Genomic DNA, 15,132 nt, shown 5'->3' on the forward strand with positions numbered 1-15,132 from the left:
TAGGCACGGCTCAGGTTGGCACCGCTCAGGTAGGCACGGATCAGGTAGGCACCGCTCAGGTAGGCACGGCTCAGGTCGGCACCGCTCAGGTAGGCACGGCTCAGGTTGGCACCGCTCAGGTAGGCACGGATCAGGTAGGCACCGCTCAGGTAGGCACCGCTCAGGTTGGCACCGCTCAGGTTGGCACCGCTCAGGTTGGCACCGCTCAGGTTGGCACCGCTCAGGTAGGCAAGGCTCAGGTAGGCACCGCTCAGGTTGGCACCAATCAGGTTGGCACCAATCAGGTTGGCAAGGCTCAGGTTGGCACCAATCAGGTTGGCACCGCTCAGGTTGGCACCAATCAGGTTGGCACCAATCAGGTTGGCAAGGCTCAGGTTGGCACCAATCAGGTTGGCAAGGCTCAGGTTGGCATGGCTCAGGTTGGCACCGATCAGGTCGGCACCAGCAAAGTCTTGTAGAGGATCTAAACCAGCAATTTCTACCAGAGCAGAAAAGTCATCGGTTTCTGCCTCGACAACTCGCTGAATCAGGTCTTGAAGTTTCTGAATAGATTCTTTATTAGCCATAGTGCAACTCTGCTCGACTGAGATAGGGTTGTAACTTTGATTCCAGCAGTTCCTTCCTGAACAATGCCTCTAAAATTATCTGTTTATTGCGACTTGTATCCGTTGGATATAGTCCTTCTGTTGCCATTAAATGCACATATTGCTGTGAAACCTCAAATGTTGCTTCCACAAAACATGGCCTGTCTTGTAACTGCACAGTTCCTAATTTCTGATTCTGGAGTGAGCCTATCAAAACTGTTGCGCCAATACTTAGCTCAAATTCCCATGTTGGGTTTGACTTTGAACCATTTGTAGTTACCTCACACACAGCAGGGTTTAGTTCAATTGTTCCATCCAGTTCACGGGAATCATCAGGAATCTCACCATTTTTCAGCTTTAGCTTCAGTTGTCCACCTTTCACACCAAACTTAACGCGCCCTGTTCCTAATGCTTCCCACTGTTCGTTAAAGTGCATGGTAACAGGCAGATCAATTTGGTCAGAATTGACTGGAATTGCTTGTAGTTCCATGTACAGGCAATCTGGGTATCTGTTTTCATGTTGCGGTTGAGGTGTACTAGATGGAAGTTGTTGCATTGCCAAGGTGGACTGAGGATTTGATAGATTTCCTTGTATATACGCTAACATGATTTAGCTCAACCTTATCCTTTGTTAAGGAAAATAAAGGTTATAATCTATCGAAATGATGAGCAAATGCCGATAAAACCCTAAATTACCAATATTCTCATGACCTCTGATTTGACATCTACCCTTACGTCTGATTTTCTCAGCATTGTCTCCCAAACTGCTGCTGCATATCGAGAAGGGAGCAAACCCCCTACTGCTGAGGTAGTAGTCAATGCCTTGCTGCAAGCAGAAAAGACCGCCAAACAACAACGGCTTAATTATCCCTTTCCATCTCTGATTGGTAAATGGCGGTTGTGCTTTGCTACGGGGACTAAAAAAGTCAGACAGCGCGGAGGAATTATTTTAGGTAAGGGTTTTTATGTACCTAAATTGGTGAAAATTCATATTTCTTTTAGTGCCACTACTGAAGATGCTTTAGTTAGAGGCGAAATTGCTAATCAGGTACAATTAGGCTCGATATTATTAAAGCTGACGGGACTAGCAAAATATTTAGGCAAAAAAAATTTATTGGCATTTGACTTTACCCAGATGCAGATTAGTTTATTTAATCGTGTTGTTTACAATCAACCAATTCGTTCTGGTAAAGTTCAATCTGAGGATTTTTATAACCAACCCATAGCTAAATTACCCTTTTTTGCCTTCTTCTTAGTTACGGAAGATTTCATTGCAGCGCGTGGCCGTGGGGGAGGTTTGGCTATCTGGGTTAAGGAAGCTTAAACAGGCTAAAATGCAAACTCAACAAAATTCGGGAAATGTTGGGTTTCACTTCGTTTAACCCAACCTACAATTTTCTTAGTTTGGGTAACGCACTGTGTTTATTTTATTGGAACAAGTTGATCTTGGGGAAAAATTGCCCCTCGCTGTTTGAGTTCAAATTTAACATCATCAGCCAGTCCAGCGTTATTACCAAATTGAGCATTTATCACTCTGGCACTCGTGAAATTTGTCTCAGTTAAGTTAGCACCATTCAGGTCAGCACCACTGAGGTCAGAATTAATCAAGTCAGCATTACTCAAGTTGCTATTTCTCATGTCAGCATGACTGAGGTTAGCATCTATCAGTGTTGCATTACACAAATCAGCACCTACTAAATAGGCACGGCTGAGTTTAACAGATCGTAGTTTTGCATTCTTGAGGTTAGCACCACTCAAATCAGCGCGGCTCAAGTCAGCTTCACTTAAATCAGCAGCACTGAGGTTAAAACCATTGAGGTTGCAACCAACGCCTTTGACACCAACTAAATTAGCTCCAACTAAATCTGCAAATGGATTTAGTCCAGCACTTTTAATTAATTCAGACAAGTTTTCTGTGTCTGCTTCCAGAAGCAGTTTTACTTGCTGTTGAATTTCTTCTTGTAAAACAGGTATCTTACTTGTTAATCGCCGCTTGGTTAGTCGTTTCTCTTCACTCCAAGCAACAAAACCAATTCCCGCAATAACACTTAACCCGACAGTAAAAGCTGGAGGATTCCCACCTGTGAGCAATAACATGACTAAAAAACCTACACCAACTTGAGCCGTTTGCTGAACTAAAGAATTCAATCCAGCTTTAGCTTCTTGATAAAGGCTAATTTGCTTGCGGCTAGTTAATGTCATAATATTGCTGCTCCTATGGTTTCCGCAAATTCTTAATATCCGCCCAAAAACGAGCAATTATCCGACCAGCAAGCACAATCCACAGTAAGAAATCTGATGTAACGATAATAAAACAAGCGTAACAGGATGCACCTAATGGATTTTCTTTTAAACAAACATCAAAACTGGAAAAATCTTTACCAATAATGATCTTACCAATTAATCCGGGAACTTGCAAGAGAATACTGAGGGCGATCGCATCCTGAATGGAAGCATAGACTGTTCTCCCCAAATCTCCCATCAATCCATAAAATAACTGATCCACAACTTCTAGAATGTTCATCACCACTTTTTTGGTATTATTCCCCAAGCGTGTATTTGCTACAGGAGATTGTGCTACAGGCTGTGGTGGTGATGGTGGTTGTGGGTTCGACGGCTGTTGCTGACTCATACTAATTTTTTAATATTTCTAAAAGCGATCACTCTAAGCTGTTGTGCATTTAATTTGTATAAGTGGAACAGGCATCTTGCCTGTTAAACAAGAGTTCAGAACATTAGGATTATACAATTTAGCTGTGTAACAGCTTATCACTTCACTCACAAAGTGATTACCTTTAAGATTAAGATGAATACTATCGTGATATAAGCTTTCGGGGTTATAAATTGAGTTGAATTGTGGTAAAGAATCTATATAATTAATTGGCTGTTCTTTGGTAAAATCAGATAAACGTTTACGAGCAACAATTTCATAATCACGGGGTCTTGGTTCACCAATTTCTCTGAATAAGGGAGTCATGGCTAAAATAAATTTACTGTTGTTTTCTTGAGCGAAATTTTGAATTTTACCAATAGTTTCTAAATTAATTCCCACGCGATCGCCTGGTTCTTTTTGTACTGCTTCTAGTTCGGGTATGGGTTTTTGTTCAATTAAATAACGCTGTAAAAATTCTATAATTGCTAAAGGCGGTTTATGATCTGGTTAGTTGCGATCGCGTCCCACAGGTAGGGAGGTGGGAGCAGTAGCAAATAAATCATCAGTGTTAATTAATAACACTATCACCTGAGCTTGAAAATTGCCGAAACGCTGTAAATAAGCTAATTCGTTTCTTGGTCTCCAGGAGTTAGCAGAAGTATTTAAAACTTTCACTTGTTGGTAATTATTCTGATATTTTTGAGATTTTAAAGAAGTTTGAATTAAACTAGAAATAGTATTTTGTTGAACTGTCCACCAACCGCCATTAGCAATAGAATCACCTAAAAGCAAAATTCGCAGTGTCAATGGTTGAGGTGTTTTTTGTATTGTCGCACTTCGCACAGAATATTCATTAATTTCAATGCGGTTGCCCATACGACCGGTGCTTTGATTAGGTGATAATAAATAACCAATTTGTTCATCACCAATGTAAATGAGAGGATTACCAAAACCAAACAGCGATACCTTCGGTAAGCTTCGCTAAAGCAATTCCCCAATCACCAGTCCCCAGTCCCCAGTCCCCAGTCACCAATCACCTATTCCCAAAATAATAATGTGAATTTAACATCATTAGGTGAATAGAAAGACTACAATCAAATCGGACAGACTGGGAATGTAACAAAGGAGGCTTACAAAAGTATGTCCGACTTAAATCGCGGAATTATGAAATTTGAAGGTGCGGATTCACCAAAAGTAGTCACAATCTCTACTGTGCTAGTTCTGGGATCTATAGCAGCACTCATCCTGTGGGCGTTGCAATCTGCCTATGCGTTAAACTAGGATCATTGATAAGCTCAAAGGACACTGAACAACGAAGGTTAACCTAGCTGCTCAGTGTCCATCAAGGCATAAATTAAACAATCTAAAAAAAATAGTGAGAAATAATTAAAATTTAGATTTGCGATTTGCAACTTTAGATGCAATATAAATCTAAAATACAAAAACAACAATAAATGTTTCAGCTTTGGGGTTTATTAGTTATTTTAATTACTTGCCCACTCTTAGGGGCAATGCCGCTAATTGCTTGGATTACTTACGCTCTCAAGCGTCAGCGATTAGCACAAATGGGTACAGGAAATATTAGCGTCTCTGCTGCTTTCTATCACGGTGGTAAACTAGTGGGGATTCTGGCAGTGCTGTCGGAAGCTTTTAAAGGAATTGCAGCAGTATCAATCGCCCGTATTTTCTTTCCTCAAGGCTCATTTTGGGAATTAATAGCTTTGATCGCCTTAGTGATAGGGAGATATGCTTTAGGGAAAGGAGCAGGAACAACAAACGTAGTTTGGGGATTTTTGATGCACGATCCCCTAATTGCTGGATTTGTGAGTTTAGTAGCTGCCATTGGCTTTGTCATTCTGCGCTCTAAACAAGCGATTAAATATGGGGTTTTAATTTTATTTCCCGTATTTGTAGCAGTCTTACATTTTAATGATTTCCCAAAAATTCTCGCTGCTTTTGCATTAGCGGGGTTAGTCGGTTGGATTTATCAACAAATGCCCGATGACATGGATCTGCCAGTGGCAGAAGCAGACACAGAATCACAACCGATGATGCAATATTTAAGCGGTGGTGAGCAAACGATTATCACTTTAGATGATGACTTAGAACCAGAGGTATTTGGAGCTAAGGCAGCTACATTATCACAAATCAAACGCTGGGGTTATCCCGTGCCAAAAGGCTGGATTTTAGCGCCCTTTGATGATCCTGCCCTGTTGATTGATTTTCTGCAACCATCATCCCTGTCACCCTTAGTAGTCCGTTCTTCTGCGATTGGGGAAGACTCACAACAAGCTTCTGCGGCGGGACAATACGAAACAGTATTGAATGTTACTAATAAACAAGAGTTAGAACTAGCGATCGCCCAAGTTCAAGCCTCTTATAATCATCCTACTGCTGTAGAGTATCGGCGCAATCTTGGTGCGAAAGATGCGGCCATGGCCGTATTGATTCAACCCCAAGTCCAAAGTGTATATTCTGGTGTGGCCTTTAGTCGTGATCCCATTGCCCAACAAGGTGATGCAGTCATCATTGAAGCAGTATCAGGAAGTCCCGCACAAGTTGTTTCCGGGAAAATCACACCAGAACAATATCGGGTGTTTGTCGTCGGTGAAGATAAATTATCTACAGTAAAATTTGAGGGAGAAGGAAAAATTCCCCAACCATTAATCAAACAAGTAGCATATTTAGCCCGAAGATTAGAAAAACGTTATCATGGCGTTCCCCAAGATGTAGAGTGGAGTTATGATGGACAAACTCTCTGGGTATTGCAAGCACGACCAATTACCACCCTACTACCAATCTGGACAAGGAAAATCGCCGCTGAAGTCATTCCCGGTGTGATTCATCCCTTAACCTGGTCAATTAATTTACCCTTAACTTGTGGGATGTGGGGAGAACTGTTCACCATAGTCTTAGGTGACAAAACCCGCGAGTTAGATTTCACCAAAATGGCGACGCTGCATTATTCTAGAGCTTACTTTAATGCTTCCTTTTTAGGTGAAGTGTTTCTGGAGATGGGTTTACCACCAGAAAGTTTGGATTTTTTAACCAGAGGCGCAAAAATGAGTAAACCGCCTCTAGCTTCCACCTTGGAGAATTTACCAGGATTGACAAAGCTGTTACAGCGAGAAATCAGCTTAGAACAGGAATTTAAGCGGGATTATCGTCAAAGATTTATTCCGGGGTTGACAAAATTAGCAAATGAACCGATTGAGGAATTATCAGCACCGCATTTGTTAACCAGAGTGGACTTAATTCTTGATTTGCTCAACCAGGGTACTTACTACAGTATTTTATCTCCCTTGAGTGCTGCCATCCGGCAAGCGGTTTCTGGGGTGAAGGAAGAGCAAATTGATCACAGTATTACTCCTGAAGTAGCATCATTGCGATCGCTGCGAATTTTAGCCGCAGATGTTCAGGCAATTTTACCGGAGATTGACCCAGAAAGAGTTTTTGAACAACTGGCACAAATTCCAGAAGGGCAGCGAATTTTAGATGAATTTGCCGAAATATTGGAAGATTACGGTTATTTGAGTGAGGTAGCAACAGATATTTCTGTTCCCAGATGGAAAGAACAACCTCACCTAGTCAGACAAATGTTTGTTCAGTTCATCCAAGGACATGAAGCAGCAAATACGGATGAATCTAAACAGCGTCACCAAGGTTTTGTGCAAAGACGGGTGGATCTCAAAGGTAGAGTCACAGAAGTTTATTCTCGCTTATTGGCGGAATTACGCTGGACATTTTTAGCTTTAGAAAAGATGTGGCTCAAAGAAAGTTTATTAAAGCAAACAGGGGATATCTTCTTTTTGAAATTAGGAGAAGTGCGACGTTTAGCAGCAAACGCTGATCCAGAACTGAGAGATCAAGTTGCTGAGTTATTGCAAAAGCGGCGATCGCAATTTCTCGAAGATAGCCAAATTACTCAAATTCCCCCTCTAGTTTACGGTAACAATCCCCCCCATCCTATCGCTGCACCCATTGATACCTCTGACCATATTTTACTAGGTATTCCCGCCAGTCAAGGACAGGCCGCCGGACAAGTTAAGGTAGTGCGAAATTTACAAGAAGCAGGAGAAATTAATAAACAGACAATTCTAGTTGTACCTTATACCGATTCTGGTTGGGCGACTATTTTAGTCAGGGCGGGAGGAGTCATCGCCGAAGCTGGTGGTAAACTTTCTCATGGGGCGATCGTCGCTCGTGAATACGGTATTCCCGCAGTTATGGATGTGCGCGGTGCTACCTATCTCCTTCAGGATGGTCAACAAGTACGCATTGATGGTTCTAAGGGTATTGTGGAACTGGAGGAATTTTTAACGTGATAGGTGACAGGTGACAGAAGAAGCAGGGGGGCTGGGGAGCCAGCGCCGTGGGCGGGTCTCCCGACTTGAGGCGACTGGCGTTCTTTTAAGGCGGGGAGCGTCAAGTAAATCTCTACCACTTTTTGTACGGTAGGAATTTACCAGACATGGTAATTTTAACGCGATCGCCTTTGGGGTCTACCTCTTTTTCCACATCTAAGGTAAAGTCAATTGCACTCATAATCCCATCACCAAACTTTTCTTGAATTACTTCCTTGATCGGGAAGCCATAGACCTGCATAATTTCATAGAAGCGGTAAATCAGTGGGTCTGTTGGGACAACAGGCCCCAATCCCTTGACTGGATATTTGGTCAATTCTTGGATATAGATGGGGGCTAAATCCAATGCTTCTACTAATAACTTAGCTTCTTCAGGTGATGCACTAGCTTGACGGTAGAATATAGCCGCAATGTATACTTCATCCAGTCCCAGAATTTTTTCTAAATCAGCAAAGCTTAAACCTTTCTCTTTCTTTGCCTCTAATAAAGTTTGCGTAATTTCAGGAATAGACATCTGGTAAATTTAAAAGTAAATAATTTTGCACGAATAAATCTTACCATGATAACGTAAACTAGGCAAAGTTTTAGATGTTAAATAAGAGGACTTCTGGAATCACTACAATTACCTCTGGATAAGTGTTTCAAGCAATATGGCGGAATTTTTCTTGAATCGTTGCCATACCCCTGATTCATACTCGCTGGTATGACATGATGCCAGTGGTGCTGTCGATTAAGGCTCTTCAGGTGAAGGCATACTCGAAGCATAAAAAAAGTCTCTGGAGTATTGATTAAATGAAATTCAAAATATGTGATTATAAAGAATAAGTTTCTAGTAATATTTTTTTTGAGCAAAATTTTGGTTAGGTGGTCAAACGAATTTTTGTTTTTTGGGTTAGCAATCTTGGCACTTCAGGGGAAACGCATCTAAATTATCTTGACAGAATACTATTAATAATGACGAATTATGCAAAAGTGGTTATCAATTATCGGCATCGGTGAAGATGGAATTCAGGGATTAAGTGCGATCGCTCTTTCTATTCTTAACCAAGCTCAAATTATCATCGGTGGGGAACGTCATTTAGCAATGTTACCACCTGAAGATAATAGGCAAAAAATTACTTGGAAATCTCCTTTTAATAATTCTATTCAAGAAATTATCAACCTACGTGATACAGGCAAATCAATTTGTATTTTAGCTAGTGGCGATCCAATGTGTTATGGTGTGGGTGCTACTATTATTAAACATATTCCTATTGATGAACTTACTATTATTCCCTCACCTTCCGCTTTTAGTTTAGCTTGTTCTCGGTTAGGTTGGAACTTTACAGAAACAGAAACTTTAAGTTTATGCGGTCGTCCTGTTTCTCTCTTGCAATCTTATATTTATCCTGGTGCTAAATTCTTAATTTTAAGTGCAGGTAAAAACACACCAGAAACTGTTGCTGAAATCTTAAAAAACCGGGGTTATGGGAATAGTAAAATCACAGTTTTAGAAAGAATGGGTAGTGTTAATGAACGGATTTTAACAGGATTTGTCAATAATTGGAATCATCAAGATATCGCATCTTTAAATACAATTGCCGTGGAATGTATTGCAGATTTAGGAATAACTGGTTTATCAAGATTTCCCGGTTTACCTGATAGTGCTTTTCACCATGATGGACAATTAACAAAACGAGAAGTAAGGGCGGTGACATTATCAACATTAGCACCTTTACCCGGTGAATTACTTTGGGATATTGGGGCGGGTTGTGGTTCTATTTCTATAGAATGGATGCGAAGTAATATTAGATGTGGGGCGATCGCTATTGAACAAAATCAGAATAGACTAAATTATATTGCTGATAATGCTGCTGCTTTAGGTACACCCAATTTACAAATTATCGCCGGAAAATCACCAGAAGTTATCCAAAATTTACCCACACCTGATGCTATATTTATCGGTGGGGGAGTCACCGCACCAGGATTATTTGATGTATGTTGGGATGCTTTAAAAATAGGGGGAAGAATGGTAGCTAATGTTGTGACTTTGGAAGGGGAAAAAACCTTATTTGAATGGTATGAAAAAGTAGGGGGAAATTTTACCAGGATATCTATTCAACGTGCAGAACCTATTGGTAAATTTTTAGGTTGGAAAGGGATGGCTCAAGTCACGCAGTGGGTAGGATATAAATAAAATGTGATATATGTGATATATGTGATATATGTGATATATGTGATATATGTGATATAATTTTATTATTATACTCTTTGTAATATCACTTTAACACAATTTTTTTAACAAAAACCTACCATGAATCAAACCGCTATCAATCTTATTGCTATCTCTGTTTTCCTAATGACGCTTTCTACTTTATTAGGTCCATTAATCAATCTTTCCCCAACTATCCCCGCTTTAACTATAATTGGATTTTTAGGTATTGCGACTTTAGATAATTTCAGTTTTCAAGGAAAAGGAGGAACGATAGTTTTAGATTGGTTGGCGCGATTTTCTCCTACTTATAAAGAACGCATTCTACATCATGAAGCAGGACATTTTTTAGTTGCCCATTTATTAGGAATTAGCGTTACTGGTTATACTCTCAGTGCGTGGGAAGCTTGGAAAATTGGACAACCGGGACAAGGGGGAATAATATTAGAAGATAATGAAATTGCTCAACAGTTGGAACGGGGCAAAATTGGCGTTTCAATGGTAGAAAGATATTGTAATATTTGGATGGCGGGAATTGCTGCGGAAATGTTAGTTTTTAAGTCTGCTGAAGGTGGTGGAGATGATAAAGCTAAGTTAAATCAATTTTTAACAGCTTTGGGTTTTGAGGAGAGAATTTTTGAACAGAAACAAAGATTTCATTTATTGCAAGCTAAAAATTTGATTCAGGAAAATTGGGATAGTTATCAAAGTTTAGTGGAAGCAATGAGAAAAGGAGTTGATGTTGAAGAATGCAAAAAGGTAATTGGTGAAATTGCGACATAATAGAAATATAGAAATAGAAACTATCTATTGAGGACAGGGAAAAATGTATCAAACAGATCCGCCACTTTCCCCCAAAGAAACATTACCCACAATGTATGATCTACCCAGCGAAGATCCAGAGGAGAAAGGTTTGCCAGATCAATTTCATTTATTACAACCACAATTATTATCAGAAACTTTTACTCCTGGTAATTATAATATGGAGGAAATATTTACAGCTAGTGAAATGAATCTGTATTATGATTCTCGTCATCCATTGTGTTATAAACGTCCTGATTGGTTTGCGGTTTTGGGTGTACCATATTTATATGGTGATCAAAAAGATTTAAGATTAAGTTATGTAGTTTGGCAAGAAGGAGTTAATCCTTATATTGTGGTAGAATTACTATCACCAGGAACAGAAAAAGAAGATTTAGGTCAAACACTGCGAGATGTGGAAAAACCACCTGGTAAATGGGAAATTTACGAGCAGATTTTAAGAGTACCTTATTACGCCATTTTTGATCGTTATCAATCTGAATTTAGGATGTTTCAATTAAATGGCGTTCACGAAGTGTCTCTGAAAGAGAATCGCTATACCGAAGCAACCTTAACTGATAATCGTTTTTGGATACCCAGCATAGAATTAGGTTTGGGAGTTTGGGAAGGTAGTTATAAAAATGTCAATATGCCTTGGTTGCGGTGGTATGATAAAGATGGTAATTGGGTATTAACTCCCACAGAATTTGAAAGACAACGCGCAGATCAAGAAAGACAAAGAGCAGAACAGGAGAGACAAAAAACAGAAAGATTAATTGCCCAATTACGTGCTTTAGGTGTTGAACCTGATATAGATTAAAAATTCAGATCCCCGACTTCTACCAAGAAATCATAATTTATTGAGATGATTAAATTAAGAAGTCGGGGATCTTGGATATCACGATTTTTATTGTCCGCGTCCTGGTTTACAGTCTGCAAAACCTAAAGCTTCTGTATCTAAAAAACCGGCTATAGCCATTTCTAAAACAGCTTCAACTGGATATTCAATTTTTGTTGCATGGTTAATTAAAGCAGTTCTAATTCTTTCTGGTAAATGTTCTAAAATGATAGCTGCATCAATAGAAGAAAGTTTTTCTAATTGCATAAATTAAGCCACATTAATTAATTGTTCTAAAGATTTAGCAATAGGTAAAGGTTTTCCATCTTCTTGATATTCAGAGACCAACATTTCTATTACTTCCTGAGCATTTTTCACAGCTTCTTCATAAGTGTTACCATGAGTATGATATTTTTGAGTAGGAAATTCAGGTAAATGAACTAAATAACATTGATCTTCATTACTCCAGTGAATAATGATAGTATAGGGTAAATTCATTCTTCTGACTCCTCTTTTTGAATTGATGTTAATTTCGCTAATTTTTCTTTAACTTCTTTTTCTATATACAGTTTAGCATCATCTCCATCTTTTCCAGTTTTCCAGAAATAGTAATAGGATCTTCTGGTAATAAAGGATGATACCAACGAGTATGACTTCCTTTTGCTGAACGGTAAATAAACCCAGCTTTTTTAAGTAGACTTTTTAATTCTCTGATTTTTTTAGGCATTTTTTGAACATAAATATTATCAAGGTATCTCAATGGATGTTAATTTGATACCAAGGAGCAATAGAACACTCTATACAAAAGATGGTGAAAGCTAACCATAGCTCTAATTTTATGGCATAACTAATAAATAGTAATGATGCTTTTTGCAGAACTGACCAACTAATTAAAATTGATTTCTTAAACACTCATGTCTTCAACTCCCCAGTATCTTAGCGGTAACGATATTCGCGCTTTATTCCTCGACTTCTACACCCAACGGGAACACCAACCCCTCCCCAGTGCATCCCTCGTACCGGAAGATCCCACCGTACTGCTAACTATAGCGGGGATGCTACCATTTAAACCCATATTTTTAGGACAGCGCACACCGGAATTTAAACGCGCTACCACTTCTCAAAAGTGTATCCGTACCAATGATATCGAAAATGTGGGACGGACAAAACGCCATCATACATTTTTTGAGATGTTAGGTAATTTTAGCTTTGGTGATTATTTTAAAGAACAAGCGATCGCCTGGGGTTGGGAAATTTCCACACAAGTTTTTGGTTTACCTCCTGAACGTTTAGTAGTTAGTGTATTTGAAGAAGACGACGAAGCATTTAACATCTGGAAGGATAAAATTGGAGTTCCAGAAAAACGCATTAAACGCATGGGAGAAGATGATAACTTCTGGGTTTCTGGTCCCACCGGTCCCTGCGGTCCTTGTTCAGAAATTTATTATGATTTTCACCCAGAAAAGGGAGATGATCACATTGATTTAGAAGATGATACCCGATTTATCGAGTTTTATAACTTGGTATTTATGCAATATAATCGGGACGCAGAAGGAAACCTCACCCCATTACAAAATAAGAACATTGACACCGGAATGGGTTTAGAGAGAATGGCGCAAATTCTCCAAAAAGTTCCTAATAATTATGAAACAGATTTGATTTTCCCGATTATTGAAACTGCGGCGAATATTGCTAAAATTGACTATCATCAAAGTGATGAAAAAACCAAAGTTTCTTTAAAAGTAATTGGTGATCATGTTCGTTCCGTAGTTCACATGATTGCTGATCAAATTCGTGCTTCTAATGTTGGTAGAGGTTACATTTTACGTCGTCTCATTCGTCGCGTGGTTAGACATGGTAGATTAATCGGAATTTCTGGGGAATTTATTAACCAAGTTGCAGAAACTGCAATTTCTCTTTCTGAATCAGTTTACCCCAATTTGCGCCAAAGGGAAGCAGCTATTAAAGCAGAATTAGCCAGAGAAGAAGCTAATTTCTTGAAAACCTTAGAAAGAGGTGAGAAGCTGTTAGCAGAAATCATCCAAGAGGTAAAACAAAAAGGTTTAACTGACCTTAGCGGAGAAAGTGCATTTACCTTATATGATACCTACGGATTCCCATTAGAACTAACTCAAGAAATTGCTGAAGAACAGAATTTAACAGTTGATGTTGATGGTTTCAAAGCAGAAATGCAGAAACAGATAGAACGTGCAAAAGCAGCACATGAAACCATTGATTTAACTGTACAAGGTTCTTTGGATAAACTAGCAGAACATATCCACTCTACCGAATTTTTAGGATATAATCAATTAGTAGCAACCGCAAAAATAGAAGTTTTGTTAGTTGCTGGTATTTCCCAAGAAGAAGCAGAAGCAGGTACAGAAGTACAAATTGTCTTGGATAAAACCCCATTTTATGCGGAATCAGGGGGACAAATTGGAGATAAAGGATATATTTCCGGTGATGGAATTTTAATCAGAATTGAAGATGTGAAAAAAGAATCTGATTTCTTTGTTCACTTTGGTAAAATTGAACGAGGTACAATTAGAATCGGTGATCAAATTACCGCCCAAATTGATACTTCTTGTCGTCGTCGATCTCAAGCTAACCATACAGCAACCCACTTATTACAAGCTGCATTAAAGAAAGTTGTTGATGAAGGAATTTCCCAAGCAGGATCTTTAGTTTCTTTTGATAGCTTGCGGTTTGATTTTAACTGTCCTCGCGCTTTAACTGCGGATGAAGTTCAACAAGTTGAAGAATTAGTAAATACTTGGATTTCTGAAGCCCATGCTGCTAAAATTGAAGTATTACCTTTAGCAGAAGCAAAAGCTAGAGGTGCAGTGGCAATGTTTGGTGAAAAATACGGTGAGGAAGTACGAGTAATTGATTTCCCCGGTGTTTCCATGGAATTATGTGGGGGAACTCACGTTAATAATACTGCGGAAATTGGCGTTTTCAAAATTATTTCTGAAGCGGGAGTTTCTTCAGGAGTGAGAAGAATAGAAGCGGTTTCTGGTGCATCGGTTTTAGATTATTTAAATGTGCGAGATCAAGTAACTAAAGATTTGTGTTTTCGCTTTAAAATTAAACCGGAAGAAATACCCGACAGAATCACAACTTTACAAACCGAACTGCTTAATAGTCACAAACTAATAGAAGCACTAAAAGCGGAGATAGCAATTGTTAAATCCGATGTTGTACTGGAAAAATCGGAAAGTGCTAGTAAAAGCAAGATGTTAGTTGGTCATATAGAAGCAATTCAAAAGCAATTGGATGATATTAAAGATCAATTAACAATTCAAAAATCCGAAGGATTATTACAATCAGTTGAAACAATAGGAGAACATAAAATTATTGTTGCTCAACTGGAAGATGTTGATGCAGAATCATTAAAAGCTGCTGCGGAAAGATTACTGCAAAAAATCGGTAATGGTGCAGTGGTTTTAGGTTCTATTCCTGAAGAGGGAAAAGTGAGTATCGTTGCTGCTTTTAGTTCTGAAGTGAATAAAAAAGGAATCCAAGCAGGAAAATTTGTAGGTGCTGTAGCGAAAATTTGCGGTGGTGGTGGTGGTGGAAAACCCAATCTCGCGCAAGCTGGGGGAAGGGATGCAAGTAAGTTACCGCAAGCTTTGGAAACTGCGAAAAATGATTTATTAGCAGGGTTGAAATAGAATTTAGATCCCCGATTTTTTAACAGA

The 15,132-nt window shown here is 39.2% G+C and carries 15 protein-coding genes and 1 pseudogene; 7 read left to right on the top strand and 9 right to left on the bottom strand.

Features of this window, described 5'->3' with window-relative positions:
• Positions 1–566, bottom strand: a 566-nt coding sequence (locus H6F45_RS15475) for a pentapeptide repeat-containing protein (RefSeq protein WP_190347625.1), incomplete at its 3' end; no start/stop codon positions are given.
• Positions 559–1,191: a hypothetical protein gene (locus tag H6F45_RS15480; protein WP_190347626.1), complete on the bottom strand. Its 633-nt coding sequence runs from the start codon at positions 1,189–1,191 to the stop codon at positions 559–561. The genes H6F45_RS15475 and H6F45_RS15480, both read right to left, overlap by 8 nt.
• A gap of 99 nt (positions 1,192–1,290) precedes the next feature.
• On the opposite strand from H6F45_RS15480, the gene H6F45_RS15485 reads away from it, so the two are divergent.
• On the top strand, positions 1,291–1,908 hold the full coding sequence (locus tag H6F45_RS15485; protein WP_190347627.1) for a hypothetical protein: 618 nt from the start codon (positions 1,291–1,293) through the stop codon (positions 1,906–1,908).
• Positions 1,909–2,006: 98 nt separating this feature from the next.
• On the opposite strand, the gene H6F45_RS15490 is transcribed toward H6F45_RS15485, so the two are convergent.
• The 3 genes and pseudogenes from H6F45_RS15490 to H6F45_RS15500 form a co-directional block, all read right to left on the bottom strand.
• The gene (locus H6F45_RS15490; protein WP_190347628.1) at positions 2,007–2,786 is read right to left on the bottom strand and encodes a pentapeptide repeat-containing protein; all 780 of its coding nucleotides are present in this window, start codon (positions 2,784–2,786) and stop codon (positions 2,007–2,009) included.
• A gap of 13 nt (positions 2,787–2,799) precedes the next feature.
• Entirely contained in the window at positions 2,800–3,216 is a 417-nt protein-coding gene (locus H6F45_RS15495; RefSeq protein WP_199301830.1) for a hypothetical protein, read from the bottom strand.
• Positions 3,217–3,249: 33 nt separating this feature from the next.
• Positions 3,250–4,197, bottom strand: a pseudogene (locus H6F45_RS15500) (SGNH/GDSL hydrolase family protein).
• A 180-nt stretch (positions 4,198–4,377) separates the two neighbouring features.
• On the opposite strand from H6F45_RS15500, the gene H6F45_RS15505 reads away from it, so the two are divergent.
• Both H6F45_RS15505 and H6F45_RS15510 read left to right on the top strand, forming a co-directional pair.
• On the top strand, positions 4,378–4,518 hold the full coding sequence (locus H6F45_RS15505; protein ID WP_190347629.1) for a hypothetical protein: 141 nt from the start codon (positions 4,378–4,380) through the stop codon (positions 4,516–4,518).
• Positions 4,519–4,691: 173 nt separating this feature from the next.
• Positions 4,692–7,562 (top strand): glycerol-3-phosphate acyltransferase, encoded by a 2,871-nt coding sequence (locus tag H6F45_RS15510; protein WP_190347630.1) that lies wholly within the window; start codon positions 4,692–4,694, stop codon positions 7,560–7,562.
• 112 nt (positions 7,563–7,674) lie between these two features.
• Here the strand turns inward: H6F45_RS15510 and cynS are convergent, their stop codons facing one another.
• Positions 7,675–8,115 (bottom strand): cyanase, encoded by a 441-nt coding sequence (gene cynS, locus H6F45_RS15515; protein ID WP_015214273.1) that lies wholly within the window; start codon positions 8,113–8,115, stop codon positions 7,675–7,677.
• Between the two features lie 450 nt (positions 8,116–8,565).
• Here cynS and cbiE point away from each other — a divergent pair, with 450 nt between their 5' ends.
• From cbiE to H6F45_RS15530, 3 genes are all read left to right on the top strand, one after another.
• The gene (cbiE, locus tag H6F45_RS15520) at positions 8,566–9,777 is read left to right on the top strand and encodes a precorrin-6y C5,15-methyltransferase (decarboxylating) subunit CbiE (protein WP_190347631.1); all 1,212 of its coding nucleotides are present in this window, start codon (positions 8,566–8,568) and stop codon (positions 9,775–9,777) included.
• A 117-nt stretch (positions 9,778–9,894) separates the two neighbouring features.
• Complete coding sequence (locus H6F45_RS15525; protein ID WP_190347632.1) at positions 9,895–10,575, top strand: ATP-dependent Zn protease; 681 nt, start codon at positions 9,895–9,897, stop codon at positions 10,573–10,575.
• A gap of 43 nt (positions 10,576–10,618) precedes the next feature.
• Positions 10,619–11,413 carry a Uma2 family endonuclease gene (locus H6F45_RS15530; protein ID WP_190347633.1) on the top strand — a complete coding sequence of 265 codons (795 nt, stop codon included), beginning with the start codon at positions 10,619–10,621 and terminating at the stop codon, positions 11,411–11,413.
• 87 nt (positions 11,414–11,500) lie between these two features.
• Here H6F45_RS15530 and H6F45_RS15535 read toward each other — a convergent pair whose 3' ends face one another.
• The 3 genes from H6F45_RS15535 to H6F45_RS15545 form a co-directional block, all read right to left on the bottom strand.
• On the bottom strand, positions 11,501–11,698 hold the full coding sequence (locus H6F45_RS15535; protein ID WP_190347634.1) for a hypothetical protein: 198 nt from the start codon (positions 11,696–11,698) through the stop codon (positions 11,501–11,503).
• A 3-nt stretch (positions 11,699–11,701) separates the two neighbouring features.
• Positions 11,702–11,929 (bottom strand): type II toxin-antitoxin system HicB family antitoxin, encoded by a 228-nt coding sequence (locus H6F45_RS15540; protein ID WP_137668281.1) that lies wholly within the window; start codon positions 11,927–11,929, stop codon positions 11,702–11,704.
• 61 nt (positions 11,930–11,990) lie between these two features.
• A complete protein-coding gene (locus H6F45_RS15545) occupies positions 11,991–12,158 on the bottom strand; it encodes a type II toxin-antitoxin system HicA family toxin (RefSeq protein WP_347237737.1) in 168 nt (55 codons plus the stop codon).
• Positions 12,159–12,345: 187 nt separating this feature from the next.
• Here H6F45_RS15545 and alaS point away from each other — a divergent pair, with 187 nt between their 5' ends.
• Complete coding sequence (gene alaS, locus H6F45_RS15550; protein ID WP_190347635.1) at positions 12,346–15,105, top strand: alanine--tRNA ligase; 2,760 nt, start codon at positions 12,346–12,348, stop codon at positions 15,103–15,105.
• Positions 15,106–15,132: the final 27 nt, after the last annotated feature.

This window comes from Sphaerospermopsis sp. FACHB-1194 (genome assembly GCF_014696235.1).
GTDB classification, from domain to species: domain Bacteria; phylum Cyanobacteriota; class Cyanobacteriia; order Cyanobacteriales; family Nostocaceae; genus Sphaerospermopsis; species Sphaerospermopsis kisseleviana.

Bases quoted from the DNA above. Each gene is read 5' to 3' on its own strand.
- H6F45_RS15480 (WP_190347626.1), bottom strand. From the start codon at position 1,191: ATGTTAGCGTATATACAAGGAAATCTATCAAATCCTCAGTCCACCTTG.
- H6F45_RS15485 (WP_190347627.1), top strand. From the start codon at position 1,291: ATGACCTCTGATTTGACATCTACCCTTACGTCTGATTTTCTCAGCATT.
- H6F45_RS15490 (WP_190347628.1), bottom strand. From the start codon at position 2,786: ATGACATTAACTAGCCGCAAGCAAATTAGCCTTTATCAAGAAGCTAAA.
- H6F45_RS15495 (WP_199301830.1), bottom strand. From the start codon at position 3,216: ATGAGTCAGCAACAGCCGTCGAACCCACAACCACCATCACCACCACAG.
- H6F45_RS15505 (WP_190347629.1), top strand. From the start codon at position 4,378: ATGTCCGACTTAAATCGCGGAATTATGAAATTTGAAGGTGCGGATTCA.
- H6F45_RS15510 (WP_190347630.1), top strand. From the start codon at position 4,692: ATGTTTCAGCTTTGGGGTTTATTAGTTATTTTAATTACTTGCCCACTC.
- cynS (WP_015214273.1), bottom strand. From the start codon at position 8,115: ATGTCTATTCCTGAAATTACGCAAACTTTATTAGAGGCAAAGAAAGAG.
- cbiE (WP_190347631.1), top strand. From the start codon at position 8,566: ATGCAAAAGTGGTTATCAATTATCGGCATCGGTGAAGATGGAATTCAG.
- H6F45_RS15525 (WP_190347632.1), top strand. From the start codon at position 9,895: ATGAATCAAACCGCTATCAATCTTATTGCTATCTCTGTTTTCCTAATG.
- H6F45_RS15530 (WP_190347633.1), top strand. From the start codon at position 10,619: ATGTATCAAACAGATCCGCCACTTTCCCCCAAAGAAACATTACCCACA.
- H6F45_RS15535 (WP_190347634.1), bottom strand. From the start codon at position 11,698: ATGCAATTAGAAAAACTTTCTTCTATTGATGCAGCTATCATTTTAGAA.
- H6F45_RS15540 (WP_137668281.1), bottom strand. From the start codon at position 11,929: ATGAATTTACCCTATACTATCATTATTCACTGGAGTAATGAAGATCAA.
- H6F45_RS15545 (WP_347237737.1), bottom strand. From the start codon at position 12,158: ATGCCTAAAAAAATCAGAGAATTAAAAAGTCTACTTAAAAAAGCTGGG.
- alaS (WP_190347635.1), top strand. From the start codon at position 12,346: ATGTCTTCAACTCCCCAGTATCTTAGCGGTAACGATATTCGCGCTTTA.